The 21,927-nt window shown below is 63.9% G+C and carries 19 protein-coding genes; 8 read left to right on the top strand and 11 right to left on the bottom strand.

All coding sequences use genetic code 11. The features are described 5' to 3' along the window. Window positions 1–261 precede the first annotated feature (261 nt). The 3 genes from smc to ABID44_RS04840 all read right to left on the bottom strand — a co-directional run bounded on the left by smc (window position 262) and on the right by ABID44_RS04840 (window position 5,136). On the bottom strand, window positions 262–3,720 hold the full coding sequence (gene smc, locus ABID44_RS04850) for a chromosome segregation protein SMC (protein WP_354150542.1): 3,459 nt from the start codon (window positions 3,718–3,720) through the stop codon (window positions 262–264). Between the two features lie 84 nt (window positions 3,721–3,804). Next, entirely contained in the window at window positions 3,805–4,494 is a 690-nt protein-coding gene (locus ABID44_RS04845) for a DsbA family protein (protein ID WP_354150541.1), read from the bottom strand. Window positions 4,495–4,632: 138 nt separating this feature from the next. Further along, the gene (locus tag ABID44_RS04840) at window positions 4,633–5,136 is read right to left on the bottom strand and encodes a DUF721 domain-containing protein (protein WP_354150540.1); all 504 of its coding nucleotides are present in this window, start codon (window positions 5,134–5,136) and stop codon (window positions 4,633–4,635) included. A 75-nt stretch (window positions 5,137–5,211) separates the two neighbouring features. On the opposite strand from ABID44_RS04840, the gene mutY reads away from it, so the two are divergent. Beyond that, window positions 5,212–6,303 carry an A/G-specific adenine glycosylase gene (gene mutY / locus ABID44_RS04835; RefSeq protein ID WP_354150539.1) on the top strand — a complete coding sequence of 364 codons (1,092 nt, stop codon included), beginning with the start codon at window positions 5,212–5,214 and terminating at the stop codon, window positions 6,301–6,303. Between the two features lie 46 nt (window positions 6,304–6,349). Here the strand turns inward: mutY and ABID44_RS04830 are convergent, their stop codons facing one another. After that, entirely contained in the window at window positions 6,350–7,483 is a 1,134-nt protein-coding gene (locus tag ABID44_RS04830; RefSeq protein WP_354150538.1) for a site-specific DNA-methyltransferase, read from the bottom strand. Between the two features lie 164 nt (window positions 7,484–7,647). Here ABID44_RS04830 and ABID44_RS04825 point away from each other — a divergent pair, with 164 nt between their 5' ends. Then, window positions 7,648–8,337 (top strand): HAD family hydrolase, encoded by a 690-nt coding sequence (locus ABID44_RS04825; RefSeq protein WP_354150537.1) that lies wholly within the window; start codon window positions 7,648–7,650, stop codon window positions 8,335–8,337. Between the two features lie 39 nt (window positions 8,338–8,376). On the opposite strand, the gene ABID44_RS04820 is transcribed toward ABID44_RS04825, so the two are convergent. Beyond that, entirely contained in the window at window positions 8,377–9,072 is a 696-nt protein-coding gene (locus ABID44_RS04820; protein WP_354150536.1) for a hypothetical protein, read from the bottom strand. A 115-nt stretch (window positions 9,073–9,187) separates the two neighbouring features. Between ABID44_RS04820 and thrC the strand changes: the two genes are divergently transcribed. The 4 genes from thrC to ABID44_RS04800 all read left to right on the top strand — a co-directional run bounded on the left by thrC (window position 9,188) and on the right by ABID44_RS04800 (window position 15,584). Then, complete coding sequence (gene thrC / locus ABID44_RS04815; RefSeq protein WP_354150535.1) at window positions 9,188–10,579, top strand: threonine synthase; 1,392 nt, start codon at window positions 9,188–9,190, stop codon at window positions 10,577–10,579. 96 nt (window positions 10,580–10,675) lie between these two features. Continuing rightward, complete coding sequence (locus ABID44_RS04810) at window positions 10,676–11,968, top strand: M16 family metallopeptidase (RefSeq protein WP_354150534.1); 1,293 nt, start codon at window positions 10,676–10,678, stop codon at window positions 11,966–11,968. Between the two features lie 13 nt (window positions 11,969–11,981). Continuing rightward, window positions 11,982–12,566 carry a GNAT family N-acetyltransferase gene (locus ABID44_RS04805; RefSeq protein ID WP_354150533.1) on the top strand — a complete coding sequence of 195 codons (585 nt, stop codon included), beginning with the start codon at window positions 11,982–11,984 and terminating at the stop codon, window positions 12,564–12,566. Between the two features lie 198 nt (window positions 12,567–12,764). Then, window positions 12,765–15,584, top strand: a complete 2,820-nt coding sequence (locus ABID44_RS04800; RefSeq protein ID WP_354150599.1) for an EAL domain-containing protein — start codon at window positions 12,765–12,767, stop codon at window positions 15,582–15,584. A 14-nt stretch (window positions 15,585–15,598) separates the two neighbouring features. Here the strand turns inward: ABID44_RS04800 and ABID44_RS04795 are convergent, their stop codons facing one another. Further along, on the bottom strand, window positions 15,599–16,210 hold the full coding sequence (locus ABID44_RS04795; RefSeq protein WP_354150532.1) for a YqgE/AlgH family protein: 612 nt from the start codon (window positions 16,208–16,210) through the stop codon (window positions 15,599–15,601). 161 nt (window positions 16,211–16,371) lie between these two features. On the opposite strand from ABID44_RS04795, the gene ABID44_RS04790 reads away from it, so the two are divergent. Together ABID44_RS04790 and ABID44_RS04785 are read left to right on the top strand one after the other, a co-directional pair. Continuing rightward, a complete protein-coding gene (locus ABID44_RS04790) occupies window positions 16,372–17,178 on the top strand; it encodes a protein-disulfide reductase DsbD domain-containing protein (RefSeq protein WP_354150531.1) in 807 nt (268 codons plus the stop codon). 71 nt (window positions 17,179–17,249) lie between these two features. After that, window positions 17,250–17,735, top strand: coding sequence for a peroxiredoxin (locus tag ABID44_RS04785; RefSeq protein WP_354150530.1), 486 nt, complete (start codon window positions 17,250–17,252; stop codon window positions 17,733–17,735). Between the two features lie 36 nt (window positions 17,736–17,771). Here the strand turns inward: ABID44_RS04785 and rnhA are convergent, their stop codons facing one another. The 5 genes from rnhA to ABID44_RS04760 all read right to left on the bottom strand — a co-directional run bounded on the left by rnhA (window position 17,772) and on the right by ABID44_RS04760 (window position 21,787). Then, on the bottom strand, window positions 17,772–18,296 hold the full coding sequence (gene rnhA, locus ABID44_RS04780; RefSeq protein ID WP_354150529.1) for a ribonuclease HI: 525 nt from the start codon (window positions 18,294–18,296) through the stop codon (window positions 17,772–17,774). Beyond that, window positions 18,293–19,255 (bottom strand): homoserine kinase, encoded by a 963-nt coding sequence (locus tag ABID44_RS04775; RefSeq protein WP_354150528.1) that lies wholly within the window; start codon window positions 19,253–19,255, stop codon window positions 18,293–18,295. The genes rnhA and ABID44_RS04775 overlap by 4 nt, the downstream gene beginning before the upstream one ends. Before the next feature lie 9 nt (window positions 19,256–19,264). Next, complete coding sequence (gene ispH / locus ABID44_RS04770) at window positions 19,265–20,299, bottom strand: 4-hydroxy-3-methylbut-2-enyl diphosphate reductase (protein WP_354150598.1); 1,035 nt, start codon at window positions 20,297–20,299, stop codon at window positions 19,265–19,267. Window positions 20,300–20,624: 325 nt separating this feature from the next. Further along, window positions 20,625–21,383, bottom strand: a complete 759-nt coding sequence (locus tag ABID44_RS04765; protein WP_354150527.1) for an SURF1 family protein — start codon at window positions 21,381–21,383, stop codon at window positions 20,625–20,627. Next, window positions 21,380–21,787 carry a DUF983 domain-containing protein gene (locus tag ABID44_RS04760; protein WP_354150526.1) on the bottom strand — a complete coding sequence of 136 codons (408 nt, stop codon included), beginning with the start codon at window positions 21,785–21,787 and terminating at the stop codon, window positions 21,380–21,382. The genes ABID44_RS04765 and ABID44_RS04760 overlap by 4 nt, the downstream gene beginning before the upstream one ends. Window positions 21,788–21,927: the final 140 nt, after the last annotated feature.

Here is a 21,927-nt window from a genome sequence, read left to right as displayed (position 1 = left end):
TCGTTTTCCCGCTCACCGCACCAGCCGGAATCGGCAGCACGCTTTCCCCATATGCAGACTTCCATCTGACAGCGACTAACGCGGAGTTACCAGAATCGTTGCGTCATGAAATCCCCACATCCCTGAATGTGCCGCATCAAACTGACAAAACCATGTCTGATCATGGGGATAGGATCAAAAGGACGACTTCGGGTCGACAAGAAGTGTAACAATCGGCCACAGAAAGTGATCCGAAATGGAACATCTTGCGTGAATCGGCCCCTAGCTCGCCTCACTCAGGGCTTCGGCTTCCTGGAGATCGACCGAAACGAGCTGGCTCACGCCCTGCTCAGCCATGGTCACGCCGAACAGGCGGTCCATGCGCGCCATGGTGATGGGGTTGTGGGTGATGACGACGAAGCGCGTCTCGGTCGAGGCCGCCATCTCGTCCATCAGGTTGCAGAAGCGCTCGACATTGTGGTCGTCCAGCGGCGCGTCCACCTCGTCCAGCACGCAGATCGGCGCCGGATTGGTGAGAAACACGGCGAAGATCAGCGACATCGCCGTCAGCGCCTGCTCGCCGCCCGAGAGCAGCGTCATGGTCTGCGGTTTCTTGCCCGGCGGGCGGGCGAGGATTTCAAGCCCCGCCTCCAGCGGATCATCGGATTCGATGAGCTGCAATTCGGCGGTGCCACCGCCGAACAGATGCGCGAACAGGCGCTGGAAATGGCCGTTCACCACTTCAAAGGCGGCGAGCAGACGCTCGCGCCCTTCGCGGTTCAGGCTCTGGATCGCCTGCCGAAGCTTGCGGATCGCTTCTATGATGTCGTCGCGCTCGGAAACGATGGTGTCCAGCCGCCCGGTGAGCTCGCGCTGTTCTTCCTCGGCGCGCAGATTGACCGCGCCCAGCCTTTCACGCTCGATCTTCAGGCGCTCCAGCGTTCGCTCGACATTGGTGGCGTCCGGCATCGGATCGTCCGGTTGCAGGCCGGTGTGGCGGATAACCAGATGGGGCGGCGTGTTCAGCGCCTCGTGGATACGCGCCTCGACCTCCTGCCGCCGTTCGTCGGCTGCGGTCAGCCGCTCCTCGGAGCGCGCGCGCGCTTCACGGGCCTCGGCCAGTCCCTGAATGGTGGCGGTGGCCGCCTTGTCCAGCTCCGCCTGCCGGTTGTCGGTTTCCTGAAGGCGGTCCCCCGCCTCCTTGCGCTGCGCTTCGGCCTGCGAAAGCTGCGACAACAGCGCCCGGCGGCGCATATCGAACTCGTCGGGCGCTTCAGCCAGCGTTTCACGTTCCTCAAGCGCTTCGGCGCGACGCTCCTGAAGCGCGCGGATATGGCTGTCGGCGTTCTCCGCGCGCACCAGCCAGCTGCGGCGCTCGGCCTCGATCGCCTGAAGCCGGCGCGCGCGCGTCTCGGCTTCACGGCTCAGGCCGTCGTGAACGGCGCGCGCTTCGGCAAGAGCCGCCCGATCGGACGCAACGACGGCTGACGCGCGGTCAAGGCGCAGTTGCAGATCGCCCGCATCGGGCGCGTCGCGCAGCGCTTCTTCCGCCTCCGCATAGATGGCGGAAGCTTCTTCCAGTTCTTCCATCAGCCGCTGGCGGGCATCTTCAAGAGCATCGCGGCGGCTGGCGATTTCCCCGGCGGCTCGTTCGGCCTGAGCCAGCGCCGTGCGGGCCTGATCGAGTTTTGCCTGCGTTTCCCGCAGAATCTGGCGCGCGGCGCGCTCGGCTTCGGCATGGCTTCGGATTGCAGCCTCGGCGGCGGCAAGAGCCTCTTCTCCGGCGCGCACCTTCAACGTGGCGGTGATCGCCTCGGCGTCGAGCTCCGTCAACCGGTTTTTCTGCGCCAGCCGAAGAGCGGCGGCAGTCGGCGCGTCGGCGCTCGCTGTGAACCCGTCCCAACGCCACAGCGCGCCCTCGCGCGTCACCAGCCGCTGGCCGGGCGCCAGCAGGAGCTGGAGGGCCGGCCCCTCCGCCGCATCCGCAATGCCGATCTGAGCCAGCCGTCGCGCAAGCTGCTGCGGGGCGCGCACCACCGAGGCAAGGCTTCGTACACCCTGAGGCAGCGGCGGATCGCTGGCGACAGGTTGAACATCTCCCCAATGCACCGGCGCACCGCGGTCCAGCGGCGCATCGAGATCTTCGCCCAGCGCCGCGCCCAGGGCCGTCTCGTAACCACGTTCGACGCTGACCTGCTCCAGAACGGCTGGAAAAAGGTCGCTGCCGCCGGCGCTGAGCATTTTTGCAAGCGTTCGCGCCTCTGTCTCGATGCGGGCCAGTTCCGCCCGCGCCTCCTGCAAGGGGCCGCGGGTTTCGCTCTCGGCCTCGCGCGCTTCCGCAACCGACTGCTCGGAAGCCTCCACGACCGCCTCCGCTTCCTCCAAAGCCGCCTCAGCCTGCTCGACCAGCTCCATCTTCTCGGCCGGATCGGCCAGAGCGGCGAGCCGCGCACCGATTTCCGACAGTTCGCGGTCCATATCGCCGAGCTGGCGGGCGAAGCGGTCGCGACGTTCGCCGGCCTCGCGCAAGGAACGCTCTACCTGATTGCGGGAGGCCGCCGCCTCCGCGCGTTCCGCCGTCAGCCGCGCCAGAGCATCCTCGCTCCTGCCAAGCGTTTCGGCCGCAGCCTCACGAGCCATGCGCGTTGCCTCCGCGCGCTCGTCGGATCCCGCATTCTCCTCGTTGAGAAGCCCTTCCTCCTCGGCCAACCGCTCCAGAATATCGGCGTTTTCGCGCACCATGCGCTCTTCACGCGCGATGTCGGCGTCGAGTTGCTCCAGCCGCCTGTCGAGTTCGGACTGGCGCGAGAGGATGCGACGGGCCTCCTCCTCCAGTTGCGCATTGGCGATGGACAGACGCTGGAAAGCGGCGGCGGCCGCAGCCTCGGCCTCGCGCAATTGCGGCAGCTTGTGCGCGCCGATGGCCTGTTCCTTAGCCGCCTCGACCTGGGCCGCCGCACGCTCTCCCACCAGCGAGGTGGCTTCAGCCAGTGCGGAACGCGCCTCGCCTTCCTGCGCCTTGGCCGCGCTCCAGCGCAGATGTAGCAAGGTGGCCTCGGCCTTGCGGATGTCCGAGGACAGGTTCTTGAAGCGCGACGCCTGCCGCGCCTGCCGTTTCAGGCTCTCGATCTGGCCTTCCAGTTCGCCGACCACGTCGTCAAGACGTTCGAGGTTCTGCTCGGCGGCGCGCAGGCGCAGCTCCGCCTCATGGCGGCGGGTGTGCAGGCCGGAAATGCCGGCCGCCTCCTCCAGCAGCGCCCGCCTCGCCTGCGGCTTCGCCTGAATGAGCTCTCCGATACGCCCCTGCCCCACCATGGAGGGGGAACGCGCGCCCGTCGACTGGTCGGCGAACAGAAGCTGCACATCCTTGGCTCGCGCTTCCTTGCCGTTGATGCGGTAGATGGAGCCCGCCTCGCGCTCGATGCGGCGCGAGACCTGCAACTCGTCGGCGTCGTTGAAGGCAGCCGGCGCGGTGCGGTCACTGTTGTCGAGGAAGAGCGTGACTTCGGCGGTGTTGCGGGCGGGACGCGAGCCCGAACCTGAAAAGATCACGTCGTCCATGCCGGACGCGCGCATGTTCTTGTAGGAGCTTTCGCCCATCACCCAGCGCAGCGCTTCGACAAGGTTGGACTTGCCGCAACCGTTCGGCCCGACAATGCCGGTCAGGCCGCGCTCGATGACGAATTCACCAGGCTCGACGAAGGATTTGAAGCCGAGAAGGCGAAGGCGCGAAAACCTCATCCGCGCCCTCGTTCAGGAATAAGGAAGTCATGCATCAGGAAGAGCGGCGCACCGTTGGCGGGCCGCTTCGATGCTGCCGGGACGTCAAAGCAGCGGGTCAATGACCGCCGAGAATTCGTCAATCGACATCGCTCCCTTGTAGACTTTTCCGTTGATTATGAAGGTCGGCGTGGAGTCGATCTTGAATTCCTCCGCACCGCGCTTCTGGACTGCTCTCACTTGGTCAAGAAGATTCTGGTCAGTCAAGCAGGCGTTGAAGCTCTCCTGTGTAAAACCGGCGAGCCTTGCAAGCTGGAACATGGCGTCCTTGACGTTTTCGGCGGCGGCCCAGTTCATCTGCTGCTTGAACAGCACGTCGATCATCGGGAAATAGTTGTCCCCGGCGCAACGCGCCAGCATGAAACCAGCCTCGGCGCGCGGATCGAACGGGAATTCGCGCATGATGAAGCGCACCTTGCCGGTGTCGATATATTTCTTCTCCACCTCCGGATAGGTGTTCACCGCGAAATGAGCGCAGTGCGAACAGGTCATCGAGGCATATTCCACGACCGTGACCTTGGCGTCGGCGCTGCCTTTCACCTTGTCGGGCAGCGCGCCTTCCTTCAGCACCTGCGCCATGTCGAGCGTTCCCGATGCGGGCGGCGCTGCCGTGGCTGCGGAAGCGGACGCCGCGTTGGCGGCGCCTTGCTGACCTGAATCGCTGCAAGCCGACAGCAGGAGCCCGGCGGGAACCGCGGCCAGGGAAGACAGGACTGTTCTGCGGGACAAGGTCATGCGAATCACCGATTTGTTTTACGATTGTGTACCGTGAGGGCCTATAAAAGCGAGAGTCGTGGCCAATTAAGGCATTGGCGCGGACAATCCAATCATCAAGCCGTCTTCGCATGATCACGAAAGCGCGATGGCGCGGCGTCAGCCCGGTTTCTTGCGGCCGAGCACCGTGGTGCCCAGCCGTTCCAGCGATGCGCGCAGGCCCTCGTCCTCGATCTTGTCGACGGTGCGCGCCAGCTTCTCCTTTTCCGGCACGGAAAGGGCGCGCAAGGTAGGCCGCTGCTTGCGCACAGGGCCGCTCAGCGGCTTCTGCACGATGCGGATACGCCCGACTGCGGCAAAGCCGAGGAAGGCGTTGACCCGGCCGATGATTTCGCCACTCTGGTGCTGGATGTGAAGCGCAGCCAACCCTTCGCAGGCGACGACCAGCACGGCCGGTTCGAACGGATCTTCCTCGCGCATGCGGCGCGGCCACTGGATCTTTTCCGGGCGGCAGCTCGAGGCCAGCCGCTCGCCGACGATCTCCTCCCAGGACTGGACGAGCCCGACCGATATGCCGGCGCGCTTGCGCAGCACGGGATCAAGAATACCCGTCGCCAGATCGCTGACCGGAACGGGATTGCCCGCGAAGGGTTTCCCTGCCATGTGCTTAGTCCAGCGACGTTTCATCAGCGACGTTTCATCGAACCTCAGGCACCGGAAACCGGCATTTCCCGATCAATGGCACCGCAGGACAAAAGCCGCAAGCCCGCCGTCGCGGCCAGACTTCTTAATTGGTACGACGCCCACCACCGCGAATTGCCGTGGCGGACAGGCCCTGCCGCCCTCTCGAAGGGCGAGCGGCCCGATCCCTACCGTGTCTGGCTTTCCGAAATCATGCTGCAACAGACCACGGTCGAGGCCGTCAAATCCTATTTTACCGCCTTTGTCCGCCGCTGGCCGAGCGTTTCCGCGCTCGCGGCCGCCGCCAATGACGACATCATGAAGGCATGGGCAGGGCTCGGCTATTATTCGCGCGCCCGCAACCTGAAGGCCTGCGCCGATCTGGTGGCGGCGCAAGGCGGGATTTTCCCGGATACGGAAGAGGGCTTGCTGGCCCTGCCCGGCATCGGCCCCTACACGGCGGCGGCCATCGCCTCCATCGCCTTCGCCCGCCCGGCGGCCGTGGTGGATGGCAATGTCGAGCGCGTCGTCTCACGGCTGTTCCGCATCGAGACGCCGCTGCCGCAGGCCAAGACGGAAATCCGCGCTCTCGTGCAGCAGATGGTGCCGTCTGGCCGGCCGGGCGATTTCGCGCAGGCGACCATGGACCTCGGTGCGACCATCTGCACGCCGCGCCGGCCGAAATGCATGTTTTGCCCGTTGCGCGCCGATTGCGACGCGCTGGCCGCAGGCGATCCCGAACTCTATCCGGTGCGGCTGGCCAAGCCCGAAAAGCCGCGACGCCGTGGCGCGGCCTTCGTCGCCATCCGCGAGGATGGAGCGGTATTGTTGCGCAAGCGCCCCGAGAAAGGACTGCTCGGCGGCATGACGGAAGTGCCCACGACAGGCTGGACCGCGCGCCTGGACGGCGAGACTTCGCCGGACGCCGCCCCCTTCCCTTCACCATGGAAACGGGCCGGACAGATCACCCATGTATTCACGCATTTTACGCTGGAGCTGGACATCTACCGCGCCAGCTTCGGCGGGCGCGCGCCGCAGGGCCATTTCTGGTCGCCGCCGGACGATCTTCACGGCGAGGCGCTGCCCACAGTCATGAAAAAAGCGATCGACGCCGCCATTCCCGGTGCGACCAAGCGCCGGAAGCCTTGACCATGCGGGCGCGACCGGAAAACCGGCGCGCACCCGCCAGGAAAGATCAGGCTCCGGCCTTCTCCATGCCAAGACGCGCGATACGGCGCAGTTCATCGATAGGGGTGAGGCCGCCGGCGCGCTCATAGTGCCAGAAGGTCCAGCCGTTGCAGGCGTCGAAGCCCTGCACGCGCGCGCCCATCTTGTGGATCGAGCCTGCATCCTCGCCGATCGTAAGCGTGCCGTCGGCGCGCACCTTTGCGGACCAGCGGCGCTGCGAATCCCACAGGGTGGCGCCGGCCTTGATCAGGCCCGTATCCACCAGACTGCCGAAGGCGACGCGCGGCTCGGCGCGCTTGCCGGTCAGCACGGTGAGTTCTGTCGCGCCCAGCGGCTTCACGGCCTCGATGCGCTCCAATGCCGCGTCGATATAGTCCTGCTCGCGCTCGATGCCGACGAAGTGCCGGCCAAGCCGCTTCGCCACCGCCCCGGTGGTGCCGGAGCCGAAGAAGGGGTCGAGCACCACGTCGCCCGGCCTGGTCGAGGCCAGCATGACGCGCGCCAGCAACGCCTCCGGCTTCTGGGTCGGGTGCAGCTTGTCGCCCTTGGCGTCCTTCAGCCGCTCATGGCCGGTGCAGATCGGGAACAGCCAGTCGGAGCGCATCTGCACATCCTCATTGGCCGCCTTCATGGCCTCATAGTTGAAGGTGTAGCCCTTCGCCTTGGCGTCCCGCGAGGCCCAGATCATCGTCTCATGCGCGTTCTGGAAACGGCGGCCGCGGAAATTCGGCATCGGATTGGTCTTGCGCCAGACGATGTCGTTGAGAATCCAGAAGCCAAGGTCCTGCAGCTTGGCTCCAACGCGGAAGATGTTGTGATAGGAGCCGATGACCCAGATGGTGCCGTTCGGCTTCAGCACGCGGCGCGCGGCCAGCAGCCAGGCGCGGGTGAAGGCGTCATAGGCCTCGAAACTGTCGAACTGGTCCCACGCATCGTCCACCGCATCGACCTTGGACTGGTCCGGCCGGTGCAGGTCGCCGTTGAGCTGGAGGTTGTAGGGAGGATCGGCGAAGATGACGTCGACGGAAGCGTCGGGAAGGCGGTTCATCGCCGCCACGCAGTCGCCCTTGAGGATCGTGTCCAGCCATTCCGTTCTGGAAGAAACGCCGGAAAACTCGTCGAGACGACGTACTGCAGACATGTTGTACACCCAGGATGCGCGTTACTGTTTACCTGTCGTTATGGTTACCGATCAGCGTAAACAATCGGTGAAGGCCCGGAGCGATTTGCGCCGGAGCGCGCCTTGATGTATGCCCCGCCCGCCGGTCGCCGGCGTTTTCCTCCCCGAAACCGGATGCGGACAATATGGACAAGCCCGACCTCATCATCTTCGACTGCGACGGCGTTCTGGTCGATTCCGAGATCATCGCCGCGCGCGTGGAGGCCGAGCTCCTGACCGAGGCCGGCTTCGAGATCACGCCTGAGGAACTGGCCCGAACTTATGCCGGCCTGACCTTCAAGGATATATTGCTGCGCATCGAGGAAATCTCCGGCCTGCCCTTTCAGGCGACGCTCATCGACCAGGCGGAGGCGGCTGTCGACCGTAGACTCAGACAGGAGGTGCGCGCGGTCGAGGGCGTGCGTGAGGCTGTCGCGCAGGTTGCCGGGCCATGCTGCATCTGCTCCAACTCGCCCAGCGAGCGGATACGGGCCATGCTGGAAAGAACCGGCATCATGCCTGTGTTCAAGGGTCCGATCTTTTCCGCGCCGGAACTGCCCACGGGCAAGACCAAGCCGGCGCCGGACGTCTTCCTGCACGCGGCGAGCGAGTTCAACGCCGATCCGGCGCGCAGCTTCGTCATCGAGGATTCCGTGCACGGAATTGCCGGGGCGCGCGCCGCCGGAATGCGTGTCATCGGCTTCACCGGCGGGGCTCACAGCTATCCCGGCCACGCCGACGTGCTGATGGAGGCGGGTGCGGAAACCGTCATCCGCCGCTGGGCCGATTTCAAGGGCGTGCTTGAAGCGCTTCTCACCTGGTCGGAAGACGGCTGACCAGCAAAAAGGCCGCCCGACAGCGGCCTTCTTAATTTATCAGCGCGGAATGTCCGATTCCGAGGTCGCAGCCGGTTGCTGCTGTTGCGCCGGGGCCGGAGCCGGCTGGGCGGTTGGCGCGGGGCGCGCGCGACGCACCACGCGCTTCGGCTGTTCTTCCTGCTTCGCCTTAGGCGGTCCCTCGTCATAGCCGACGAACACCTGATAATTGCGCGAACTCGGTTCCGGAACGGTCACGTTCGGATCGCTGAACACGAACTGGGTAGCGGAGGAGGTATCGCTCACCTGAACCTTGTACTGGTGAAGCTGCGAATAAAGCACGTCGCCGCCGCGCATCACCACCACGCGGATCGGCATGGTGATGGTTCCGGCCGCCCCTTGCGGGCCGGGCACGACGCGCCCCGCAGCCGCGACATTCATGGTCAGTTGACCGTTGGATCGCTTGCAGTCGCGCGTCACCTCGCCGATCGAGGCCTGATAGACGATCTTGGCCGGGTCGTCCTGCCCGCCCCTGGCGTAGGTGTTGAAATAGGCTGTTCCTTCGCGCAGCGTCAGCGTCGGACAATAAGCCATCAGTTCGCTGGCCAGCACCTTCTCGCCGGAAGCGTTGGCGGCCTGCTTGCCCTGCACGTTCAGCACATCGCCGCCGTTCGACTGGCACCCGGCTATCGCCAGCATCATGCCGGAAAGAGCAAGGCCCGTGAAAAAGCGAAAATTCGATGTAGCAGCTACCATGAAGTGCACTTCCCTCTCGCGACGGTGGTGACCTATAGCAATCCGGCGGCGAAAATGCGACTGACGAAAGCGACAAATCCACACGCCTGCCGACTGGAAAAACGGAATAGCTTTCATGAACTACATCAGCACCCGCGGTGAAGCGCCTCGTCTCGGCTTTTCCGATGCCATACTTGCAGGGCTGGCACGGGATGGCGGCCTCTATCTGCCGCAGGAATGGCCCCGGTTTTCCACCGCCGATATCCGCGCCATGCGCGGCCTGACCTACCAGGAAATCGCGCTGCGCGTGATCACACCCTTCGTCGGCGGGGAGATCGCGACCCCGGTTCTGGAGAAGCTGATCAACGAGGCCTACGCCACCTTCCGCCATGAGGCGGTCTGCCCGCTGGTGCAGCTTGGCCCCAACAACTTCGTGCTCGAACTGTTCCATGGCCCCACGCTCGCATTCAAGGATGTGGCCATGCAATTGCTCGCCCGCCTGATGGACCATGTGCTTGCCGAGCGCGACCGGCGCGCCACCATCGTCGGCGCGACCTCGGGCGATACGGGCGGGGCGGCCATCGAGGCCTTCGCCGGCCGCAGCCGCACCGACATCTTCATCCTGTTCCCCAACGGCAAGGTGTCGCCGGTGCAGCAGCGCCAGATGACCACCTCGACGGCGGACAATGTCCACGCGCTCGCCATCGAAGGCAATTTCGACGACTGCCAGAGCCTGGTGAAGGAACTGTTCAACGATCACGGCTTCCGCGACCGGGTTGCGCTCTCGGGCGTGAATTCGATCAACTGGGCGCGCATCATGGCCCAGATCGTCTACTACTTCACCTCTGCCGTATCGCTCGGCGCGCCGGACCGCGCGGTTTCCTTCACCGTGCCAACCGGCAATTTCGGCGATATCTTTGCGGGTTACGCTGCAAAGCGCATGGGCCTGCCGGTGGAGACCCTGACCATAGCCACCAACGACAACGACATTCTGGCGCGCACGCTGGCAACCGGTGAATACCGGATGGAGGGCGTGGTCGCCACCACCTCGCCGTCGATGGACATCCAGATCTCGTCCAATTTCGAGCGCCTGCTGTTCGAGGCTTCCGGCCGCAACGCCGAAACGGTGCGGCGCTATATGAACGGTCTCAGCCAGTCCGGCGCCTTCACCATAGAGAAGCAGGAAATCGAGTCGATCCGCGAAGGCTTCACCGCCGGCCGCGCGACGATGAAGGACACGGCCGAAACGATCCGCGCCGCGCTGGCGTCGAGCGGTTACCTGCTTGACCCGCATACCGCCACGGCGGTCCATGTCGCAGCGGGCGCGCAGAATTCCGCCGCGCCGAACGTCATCCTTGGCACTGCCCACCCCGCCAAGTTCCCAGCCGCGGTGGAGGAAGCTTGCGGCGTGTCGCCGGCCCTTCCGGCATGGCTTTCACACCTGATGAGCGCAAAGGAAAACTACACAGTGCTTCCATCGGACAAAAAAATGTTGGAAGATCATATTTCCCGCCATACGCGGGCCTAGAGCATCGGGCCGATCCGGTGCTCTATCAAATTGTCAGGTCGTCCTTCGTGCGCCTTTCCGGCGAACGGCGATCCGGAGCCAGGGAGTGTGATCCATATGGGCGTTGAGGTAAGCCGTCTGTCGAACGGCCTGACAGTCGCCACCGAAACCCTTCCAAGCATGGAATCCGTCGCTCTCGGGGTCTGGGTCAAATCCGGAGCCCGTAACGAACGTGAAGACGAGCACGGAATGGCGCATCTGCTCGAACATATGGCTTTCAAGGGCACCGCCAGGCGCAGCGCCTTCCAGATCGCCTCCGAGATCGAGAATGTGGGCGGCGAGATCAACGCCGCCACCAGCGTCGAAACCACTTCCTTCTACGCCCGCGTGCTGTCGGACGACGTGCCTCTGGCGGTCGACCTTCTCGCCGATATCCTCCAGAACTCCACTTTCGAGCCCGAAGAGCTGGAGCGCGAGCAGAATGTCATCCTGCAGGAGATCGGCGCAGCGCACGACACGCCGGACGACGTCGTCTTCGACCGCTTCACCGAAACGGCCTTCCGCCACCAGACGCTCGGCCGCTCGATTCTCGGTACGCCGGAAACGGTGCTGTCCTTCAGTTCGGCGCAGCTTCACCGCTTCATGCAACGCGAATATGGCGCAGACCGCATGATCGTCGTCGCCGCAGGAGACGTGAAGCATGACGACTTCGTGCGGGAGGTGGAGCGCAAGCTGGGCGGCTTCCGTCCGCACGCGCAGGGCGCGATCTCCCAATATGCGCAATATGTGGGCGGCGATTTCCGCGAGAATCGCGACCTGATGGATGCGCAGGTCATCCTCGGTTTCGAGGGCCGCGCCTATCACGTACGCGACTTCTACGCCTCACAGGTGCTGTCGATGATCCTCGGCGGAGGCATGTCGTCGCGTCTGTTCCAGGAAGTGCGCGAAAAGCGCGGCCTCTGCTACTCGGTCTATGCCTTCCACTGGGGTTTCTCCGACACCGGCATTTTCGGCATCCACGCCGCCACAGGGCAGAACAATCTGGCCCAGCTGGTGCCGGTGATCGCGCAGGAATTGCAGAAGGCCGGCGACCGCATTCTCCCGGAGGAACTGGACCGGGCCCGCGCGCAATATCGCGCCGGGCTCATCATGTCTGGCGAAAGCCCGTCCAGCCGCGCGTCGCAAATCGCCCGCCAGCTTCTCCTGTTCGGCCGGCCCATCCCCAAGGAAGAGTTGATGGAGCGGCTTTCAGCGCTGAGCGTGGAACGGCTGACCGACCTGTCCGGACGGCTGTTCTCCGCCAAGCCGACCCTTGCGGCCGTCGGCCCCATCGGTCCGCTGACCTCATACGAATCCGTAGTGGGCGCGCTACCTTCCTCCACGTCGATGCCGCACCGGCTTGCCGTGTAGAATTTTTGCAGCCGTGTTCGCCCTTCCCTTCATCCGCCGCGAAATTCCGGCACCGGAAGGCGACAGGGTAAGCCTGCGTGCGCCACAGATCGGCGACTACCGTGAATGGGCGCAATTGCGCGCCGCCAGCCGTGCTTTCCTCGAACCGTGGGAACCGCGCTGGCTGCCCGACGAGCTTGAGCGCACCGCATGGCGCATGCGCATCAACCACTATCGGCAGGACCATGCGCAGGGTATTGCCATGGCCTTTTTCATCTTCGAGAAAAGCCGCGGCAGGCTGGTCGGCGGCATAACGCTCGGCAATGTCCGCCATGGCGTCTCCAGGAGCGCCCAGGTCGGCTACTGGATCGGCCAGCCCTATGCCGGACAGGGCCTGATGACCGACGCCGTGAAGGCGCTTTCACGCTACGCTTTCGGCGAACTGAAGTTGCACCGGATCGAGGCAGCCTGTATTCCCGAAAACATTCGCTCCATCCGCGTGCTTGAAAAAGCCGGATTCCGGCGCGAAGGACTGCTGCGGTCCTATCTGAGGATCAACGGCGCCTGGCAGGACCATTATCTTTATGCCCGGATCGAGGACGATCCGCCGGCCGCGTGAACGTAAGGACTGATTTTGACGACATTCCCCGGAGCATCGGACCGGAAAGTGGTATCGGTTTTCGGATTGTTCCGATGCTCGATCAAAATGCCAGGGCGTCTTTTGTGCGTCCGAAAGGACGCACGGCGCTCTGGTGCGCGGCTGCTGCCGGCCACGCTTCTCGCCGCCCCCTTCCTCGTCCTTGGGCTTCTTTTCCAGATCGCGGCGGCTCACGCCGTCGAGCCGATCAAGATTTCCCGCGACGACGTGGCGCTGGATCTGTCCGGAGCCGTGGAGATCTACCGCAATCAGGGCGAGAACTTCCAGGTTTCCACCGCGCCCGGCCCGGACGGCATCGTGCGCCGCATCGAGGTCGAGGCCAATGACAACCGCTCCAGCGGCGACTGGGCCGTGTTCGCGCTTGCCAACACCACCGACGAGCAGATCGACCGCTTGATCGTCGCGCCGCATTTCCGGCTGGTGAACTCCGGCCTGCTGTGGCCCGACCTCGGCTCCACGCGCATCGCCGCCATCACGCCGAGCGAAGGCTTCGCGCTCGACCGGCAGGCCAGCCCCGACGCCGACGTGTTCCGCGTCACGCTCAATCCCGGCGCGGTCGTCACCTTCGTCGCCGATCTCGCGTCGCCCAAGCTGCCGCAGGTTTATCTGTGGGAGCCGGAGGCCTACAAGGATTCGGTCAATTCCTACACGCTCTATCGCGGCATCGTTCTCGGCATCGCCGGCCTGCTCGCCCTGTTCCTCACCATCCTGTTCGTGGTCAAGGGCACCTCTATGTTCCCGGCCACGGCCGCGCTTTCCTGGGCTGTCCTTGCCTATATCTGCGTGGATTTCGGTTTCCTCTACAAGATCATCGAGCTTTCGCCCGGCAATGAGCAGATATGGCGGGCGGGAACCGAGATCGGCCTGGCCGCCACCTTCGTGGTGTTCCTGTTCACCTATCTCAACCTCAACCGCTGGCATGGCCATTTCAGCTATGGCGCGCTGGTATGGATATTGTGTCTGGGGCTGATCGCCGGCATCGCCATCATCGACCCGCCGATCGCAGCCGGCATCGCCCGTTTCTCCTTCGCCGCCACGGCCCTGGTCGGCATAGGGCTCATCCTGTATCTCGGCATTCGCGGCTATGACCGCGCCATCATGCTGGTGCCAAGCTGGGTGATGGTGCTTCTGTGGCTCACCGGCTCATGGATGGCGGTGACCGGCCTGCTCGACAACGACATCGTGCAACCGGCGCTTGGCGGCGGCCTGATCCTCATCATCCTGCTGATCGGCTTCACCGTGATGCAGCACGCCTTCGCCGGCGGAGCGCTCCACCAGGGCCTGTTCTCCGATATCGAGCGGCAGGCGCTAGCGGTCATGGGCGCAGGCGACATCGTCTGGGATTGGGACGTGCTGCGCGACCGCGTGGTCACCCGGCCCGACATCAGCATTCAGCTCGGCCTTGAACCGAACAGCCTCGGCGGACCGGCCCGCAACTGGCTGCCGGTTCTCCACGCCGACGACCGCGACACGTTCCGCACCACGCTGGATATCGTGCTGGAGCACAGGCGCGGGCGCGTCGGCCAGCAATTCCGCCTGCGCGGGGCCGATGGCCACTATCATTGGTTTGCGCTGCGCGCCCGCCCGGTGATCGGCTCGGATGGCGAGGTCATCCGCTGCGTCGGCACCATGATCGACGTGACCGAGCACAAGAAGGCGGAAGAGCGCCTGCTGCACGACGCGGTGCACGACAACCTCACCGGCCTTCCCAGCCGCGAACTGTTCATGAACCGGCTGGAGGCCGTCATCGCCATCGCCCGCACTGAGGAAAAGGTGCGGCCGACCGTGTTTGTAATCGACATTGACCGGTTCAAGCAGGTCAATGACGGGCTCGGCATTTCCGCCGGCGACACCATTCTGCTGACCATAGGCCGCCGGTTGCACCGGCTGCTCAAACCGCAGGATTCCCTGTCGCGCTTCGCCGGCGACCAGTTCGCGCTGATGCTTCTGTCCGACCAGGAACCGGCACGCATCGCCGCCGTGGCGGACGCGATCAAGCACGCCATCAGCGCCCCGATCACCTTCGCCAAGCGCGAGATCGTGCTGACCGCCTCCATCGGCCTGATCAGCTGGACTTCGGACCAGACCTCGGCCGGAGACATGGTCAAGGACGCCGAACTGGCGCTGCATCAGGCCAAGCGCTTCGGCGGCGACAGGATAGAGCCTTTCCGCCCCTCCTTCCGCACCGTGGGCACCGACAAGCTGCAGTTCGAATCCGACCTTCGCCGGGCCATCGAGCGTAAGGAACTCACCCTCGCCTACCAGCCGATCGTGCGGCTGGAGGACAACAGCATCGCCGGCTTCGAAGCCCTGATGCGCTGGGAACATCCGCGGCGCGGCATGATTCCGCCAGCCGATTTCATTCCGGTGGCGGAGAATTGCGGGCTGATCGTTCCGCTCGGCCTGTTCGCCATGCAGAAGGCCGCCGAGGACCTCGTTTCGTGGCAGAAGCAGATCGGCGACGTGCCGCTGTCTGTTTCCGTCAATCTTTCCAGCCGCCAGCTCATTCGCCGCGATCTCGTCAGCGACGTGCGTTCCATTCTCGCCCGCGCCAATCTCAAGGCGCGCTGTTTCCGGCTGGAGCTGACCGAATCTCTGGTCATGGACAATCCCGAACAGACCGCCCATGTGCTGAACAAGCTCAAGCATCTCGGCATCGGCCTGTCGCTCGACGATTTCGGCACCGGCTATTCGTCGCTCGCCTATCTCACCCGCTTCCCGTTCGATACGATCAAGATCGACAAGAGCTTCGTCGACGACACCACGCCGAAGCGCACCATGCTTCTCAAATCCATGGTCAACATGGCCCATGAGCTGGGCCTTTCGGTGGTTGCCGAAGGCGTGTCCGATCCGAGCGACGCGCTGGAGCTTCGCCAGATCGGCTGTGAATATGTGCAGAGCTTCATGTTCGGCCCGCCGGTTTCCGGCGATCAGGCCATCAAGCTGCTGAAGGAACAGTACCCTCTAGCGCAGGCGTGATTATCCGTATCGGATCAGGCGTGCCCGGCGTTCGGGCTGAGATGCGCGATGTCTATGCCGATCGAGGCGAGGATACGATCATACGTGCTCTCGATCTCAGCGTCGAACAGCAGTTCCGGTGTGGCCGGGCAGGTCAGCCAGCCGTTCTGGGCGATCTCGTTCTCGAGCTGGCCCGCGCCCCAACCCGAATAGCCAAGCGCCATCAGCGCGCTGCGCGGTCCCCGGCCGGTCGAGATGGCCCGCAATATGTCCACCGTCGCAGTCAGACAGATGTTGTGGGCCACATTGAGCGAGGATTCGACCCGGTAATCGCCCGAATGCAGCACGAAACCGCGGCTGCGATCGACCGGACCTCCATTGCGGATCACCAGGTCGCGCGCCGGCGGCGACAGGCGGATCGCTTCCTGCTCGTCCATGATGCCAAGCTGCACGAGAAGGTCGGGGAACAATATCTGCTGGGTCTGGTTGATGATCAGGCCCATCGCGCCCTCGTCGCTGTGGGCGCAGACATAGATCACGGAGCGTGCGAACCTGTCATCCTTCATGCCGGGCATGGCGATGAGGAACTGATCCTCGAGGAAACCGCCGCGCCCCGAGTCCGCATTCTTGCCGGACAATATATCCATCCCGTGAAAGTTAGCGCGTTTCAGCGACGCTGGAAAGATGCGCCAGCGTCACGCCTGCCTGCTGAAAATTCCAGCTTACCACCGATGCTCACGCAAAAATGATACGGGGCGCAGGTCAAAAGTGGTTGCAGAGGCGGTCGGCGAGGGCCAAACCGAACGCCATGCGCAGCCCGTTCATTTTTCCGGTCATTTCACTGGCGGCCGCTCTCGTCGTCCTTCCCGCCCATGCGGCCTCGTCGGACTGGCACCAGAACGAGGGCGGACGGATCCGGCTCGTTACAGCCAGCCAGCCCGACGCTGAAGGGCGCCTGCAAGGTGTGCTTGAGATCGACCTGAAGCCCGGCTGGAAGACCTATTGGCGCGACCCCGGCGATAGCGGCGTGCCGCCGCAGATCACGGTCGATGGCAAGCGGTTCAGGGAAGCGAAGCTCGACTTCCCCGCCCCCAGTCGGCACGACGACGGCTATTCGGAATGGGCGGGCTATGACCGCTCCGTGCTGCTGCCGGTCAGCTTCACTGTGGCCGATGGCGCGGCACCGATGGGCAGCATCGCCGCACAGGTGCTGGTCGGCATATGTGAGAAGATCTGCATTCCGGTTCATGCCGATCTGGAAGTCGATCTGGCCAAACCTTCCCATGAGGCGGTGGAAGAAGCTCTGGTGCGCAACGCACGGGCGGCGCTGCCCGGACGGGCCGCCGCGGATTTCGGCGTCAGCGTTATCGCCTCGGAAAACGGCGTTCTGGAAGTGGAAGCCTCGCTCCCACACGGCGCACAATCGGTAGAACTCTTCGTCGCCGGCGAAGAAGGCTATGCCTTCGCAACGCCTGCCCGCAAGGCTCAGGATGGCAGGCTTGTGTTCGAGTTGCCTATCCTTGCCCGCCCCGCACAAAAGCCCCTCGGAGAGGGCGTGCCTTACACGCTGACTTCCTCCGCAGGCGCGGTTTCCGGCTTCCTGCCCTATCCCTGAACCAGCGTCGTTGCAGCGGCAGGCATAGTCCGCTATCGATCTCACGTCCCTTTACATGATGAGGAATTTCCATGACGATTTCCGTTGGCGACAAGCTGCCTGAAGCCACTTTGAAGACCATGACCGCCGACGGCGCAAAGGAACTGACCACTGCCGACATTTTCGCGGGCAAGAAGGTCGTTCTGTTCGGTGTGCCGGGTGCTTTCACCCCCACCTGCAACAACAATCATCTGCCCGGTTACCTGGAAAACAACGACGCGATCCGCGCCCGCGGCGTGGACACGATCGCCGTGGTGGCCGTCAACGACGCTTTCGTGATGGGCGCATGGGAAAAATTCACCGGCGGGGAAGGCAAGATCGTCTATCTGGCCGACGGCAGCGGCACTTTCGTCAAGGCGCTCGGCCTTGACATCGATCTGACGGGAGCCGGCATGGGCCTGCGCTCCAAGCGCTTTTCCATGATCCTCGATGACGGCAAGGTGACTGCGCTCAATATCGAGCCAGTACCGAGCAAGGCCGACGAGACCACGGCTGCGAAAATCCTGGAGCAGCTCTGAGCACAGGAAAAGAGCCGGCAAGCCGGCTCTCGTCTTTCAATAGCTCTGTGACGACCGGCGCGGCTTCGCCCGCGCCGGTTTTTCCATATCGGGTTTCGGCGCCGCGTTCGCAGTCCGCACAGGTCCCTTCTTGAACGGGGCCATGCCCTCGCGCGCCAGTTCGTCGGCGCGTTCGTTCTCGGGATGGCCGGCATGGCCCTTGACCCAGAGCCAGTTCACCTTGTGACGATTGCGCGCTTCATCCAGCGCCTGCCACAACTCCACATTCTTGACCGGCTTCTTGTCCGCCGTCTTCCAGCCGCGCCGTTTCCAGCCATCGATCCAGCTTGAAATGCCGTCCTTCACATAGATGGAATCGGTGTGCAGATCGACTTCGCAGGGTTCTTTCAGCGCGTTCAGCGCCGAAATCGCGGCCATCAGTTCCATGCGATTGTTGGTCGTCTGCGCCTCCCCGCCGGACATCTCGCGCGTCGTGCCGTTGAAACGCAGGATCGCGCCCCAGCCGCCAGGCCCCGGATTGCCGGAACAGGCGCCGTCGGTGAAGATTTCCACGCACTTCATGGCAGCCCGTATTCCTGCGGCGAGACGATGGCGCGATGGAAGCGCATCTTGCGGATGTATTCGGCCGGATCCCGCTTGACGACGAGGTCTCCATCCGGCCCGTGCAACCAGTCATAAAGACGGGTCAGCATGAAGCGCAGCGCCGAGCCGCGCGCCAGAATGGGCAGCGCCTGCTTCTCGTCGTCTGTCAGCGGTCGCACGCTCTGATAGCCGGCAAGCAGCGCGGCACCCTTGGTGAGGTTGTAGGACATGTCCTTCTCGAAGCACCAGGCGTTGAGGCAGGTGGCGAGATCGTAGGCGAGCAGGTCGTTGCAGGCGAAATAGAAATCGATCAAGCCTGACAGCTTTTCGCCAAGGAAGAACACATTGTCCGGAAACAGATCGGCATGGATGACGCCGCCCGGCAGGTTCATGGGCCAGCTTTCCTCGAAAGCGGCGAAGTCGGCGTCGACCTCCCGCGCCAGACCGGACTCGACCTCATCGGCGCGCCCGCGCGATGCGGTCCACAATTCCCGCCAGCCATCGAGCGCCAGCGCGTTCCTGCGGGTCATCGGGAAGTCGGCTCCGGCCAGATGCATAGAGGCCAGAACCCTGCCCACCTCCCGACAATGCGCGGCGGTGGGCCGGCGCGGCCACATGCCTTCCAGAAAGGTGATGATGGCGGCCGGCCGTCCCGCCAGTGCGCCAATGATCTCGCCGTCATGCCGGTGCACAGGCAGCGGGCAGGAAATCCCCCTGCCGGCCAGATGGTCCATCAGGCCGAGGAAAAACGGCAGGTCGGTCTTTTCCACCCGCTTCTCATAAAGCGTGAGGATGAATGAGCCTCCGCTCGTGTGCAGGAGGAAATTCGAGTTTTCAGTCCCCTCGGCGATGCCCTTGTAGGACAAAAGCTCGCCGACGGGATAATCGCGCAGGAACGCGCCCAGTTCACCTTCGGTGACATCGGTGTAGACGGCCATGCGTGCCTGCTATCGTTCGCCGTTGACGAAGGCCATGTCGGCCTTGGTAAGTTCCACGTCGCGCAGCACGCGCATGACCGGGAAATCCTCGGTCTCGGTGGCGGTGATGGCCAGATCGACCGTGACGTCGAAGCGCGCCCTGAAGGCTTCGATGATCTCGTCGACGATGATTTCGGGCGCAGAGGCCCCGGCCGAAAGACCGAGCGTGGAAATCTTGCCGATCTCGTTCCACGGAATCTCGCTGGCGCGCTGCACCAGAAGAGACATGCGCGCGCCCGCGCGTTCCGCCACCTCGACCAGCCGGCGCGAATTGGAGGAATTCGGCGCGCCGACCACGAGATAGAGGTCGGCGCCGGGGGCCGTTTCCTTCACCGCGTCCTGCCTGTTGGTGGTGGCGTAGCAGATCGATTCGGCCGCCGGAGCCTGCATCGTCGGGAAACGCTCCTGCAAGGCCTCCAGAATATGGGCGGTGTCCTCGACCGACAGCGTGGTCTGGGTCACGAAGCCCAGCACCTGCGCGTCGGCCGGCTGAAAGGTGCGGGCGTCGTCTTCCGTTTCGATAAGCGTCACCGCGCCATCCGGCAACTGCCCCATGGTGCCGATCACTTCCGGGTGGCCCGCATGGCCGATCAGCAGCACATGGCGGCCATGGCGATGATGGCGGATCGCCTGCTTGTGGACCTTGGAAACCAGCGGACAGGTCGCATCCAGATAAAACAGGTTCCGCTCCCGCGCATCGGCGGGAACCGATTTCGGCACGCCGTGGGCCGAGAAGACGACCGGGCATTGATGATGGTCGTCTGGGATCTCATGGAGTTCCTCGATGAACACCGCGCCAAGGTTCTGCAACCCCTCGACCACATAGCGATTGTGCACGATCTCGTGGCGCACATACACCGGCGCGCCGTATTTCTTGATGGCCAGAACCACGATCTGGATCGCCCGGTCCACGCCGGCGCAGAAACCGCGCGGCTGGCAAAGCCGAATCGTCAACGGCGGCCTGGTCACAGTCGGCGCGTTATCGGCCGGGATGGTCTTGAGCATCTGGTCCAAATTCTTTCGCAATGCCGGTCGCCGACCGCAGCACCCTTTCGCTGGAATGCCGGAGCAGCGGACGTTCTGACGAACGGGCCCGCAATTCCAGCCAATTTTCCTGGAGCGCCGTGCATCTTTTCGGACGCACAAGGAACGCTCCAACCCTGTGATCGAGCATCGGAACAACCCGAAACCGCGTACGCCTTGCGGTCCCATGCTCTGGCCGCATCCTGCGACGCCGGGATGACCCATCTGGCTGCAAGATGCCGTAGCGGCGCTCCGCTCGACATGGGATGACCATGCCACTCATGTCAAGGGTCGGGGACGATCGCCTTCATGACCGCCGGCGTTTGCGTCGCCCGACCAGTGAAAACAGAAGCACGCCTGCAAGCGCCACCGCCAGCCCGTACCATGTCACCGCATATTCGAGGTGATTGTTGGGCAGGTCGACGATGGTGACGCCGCCGGCGGGCCATCCTCCTGGATTTGGCGTCGCATCGGCGTCGAGGAAGAAGGGAATGAGCGTGTATCCGGCAGGCAATCCGGCCGACGCGGCCATGGCGTCGCGGTCCTTCCAGTAGAATACGTTCTTGGCCAGATCATTGTCCGGCACGATGCTGGATGGCTTTTCGGCAAGAGGATTGCGGCCGAGGCCCGTCACCGCAAGCGTGCCCTGCACCTGACCTTCGGCCCGGCTGGAGGCTTCCTTCATGCCATAGGGAACGAACCCGCGATTAACCAGAAGGAAGCGGCCATCCTCCAGTTTCAGCGGTGTGTAGACATAAAAGCCGGACTGGCCTTTCCATGTGGCCAGAAAATGCCGCTCGCCTTCATGCACGAAGACGCCGTTCACTGAAACCGGCACATAATCCACATCGCCGCTTTCCTCAAAAAGCCGCTCCGCCTGCTGGAGAGAAATCGGTTGTGAATGCATGCGCTGGTCTATGGTGGCGAGCAGGCCCTCTTTCCACTTCAGCCGCTGCATCTGCCATGTGCCGAGCGAAAGCAGCACGGCAAGCCCGATCAGGCTCAGCAGGACGGCAAGCCAGAAGCGACCTCGGCCCTTCAGTTCCGTGGCGGGGCTATCGCTCATTCGTTGCTATCCAGCCTGCCCTGCGCCGCCTTGTTGGCATATTGCAGCGTCAGCAGAACGCCCTTTATCCAGCGCAGCGACAAAAGAGCAAGGATGAGCGCCAGCGGCGCCCACAGCAGCATATGAACCAGAAGCGTGGGGCTGTAGGTCACCTCGACCCACAGGGCCAGCCCGACAACGATGAAGCCGATGATCAGAATGACGAACACCGCCGGTCCGTCACCCGCATCGGCATAGGAATAGTCGAGACCGCAACTGCTGCATTCCTTGCCGACAGTCAGAAAGCCGGAAAACAGCCTGCCCTCGCCGCAGCGTGGGCAACGGCCCGCAATCCCCGCGCGTATCGGATCGACAGGAGCCCACAGGGCCCGATCCTCACCGCCTGATGTCTGCTTGTCGGTCATCTCTTCACCCTGAAGGCGTTCCGCCTGATCAGCCCACACCGGAAGGAGTTCTGGATGCGGCTTGCCGCTGCGCCATGGATACTGCTCTACCAGCCGAAAGCGGAAAAGGAAAAGGCGGCCACGTTGCCGCAGCCGCCCAT

The sequence above is a fragment of the Aquamicrobium ahrensii genome (assembly GCF_040545755.1).
Classification (GTDB): Bacteria; Pseudomonadota; Alphaproteobacteria; order Rhizobiales; family Rhizobiaceae; genus Mesorhizobium; species Mesorhizobium ahrensii.
Note: the sequence above shows the minus strand (reverse complement) of the source record. Positions and strands in the feature narration are given on the sequence as shown.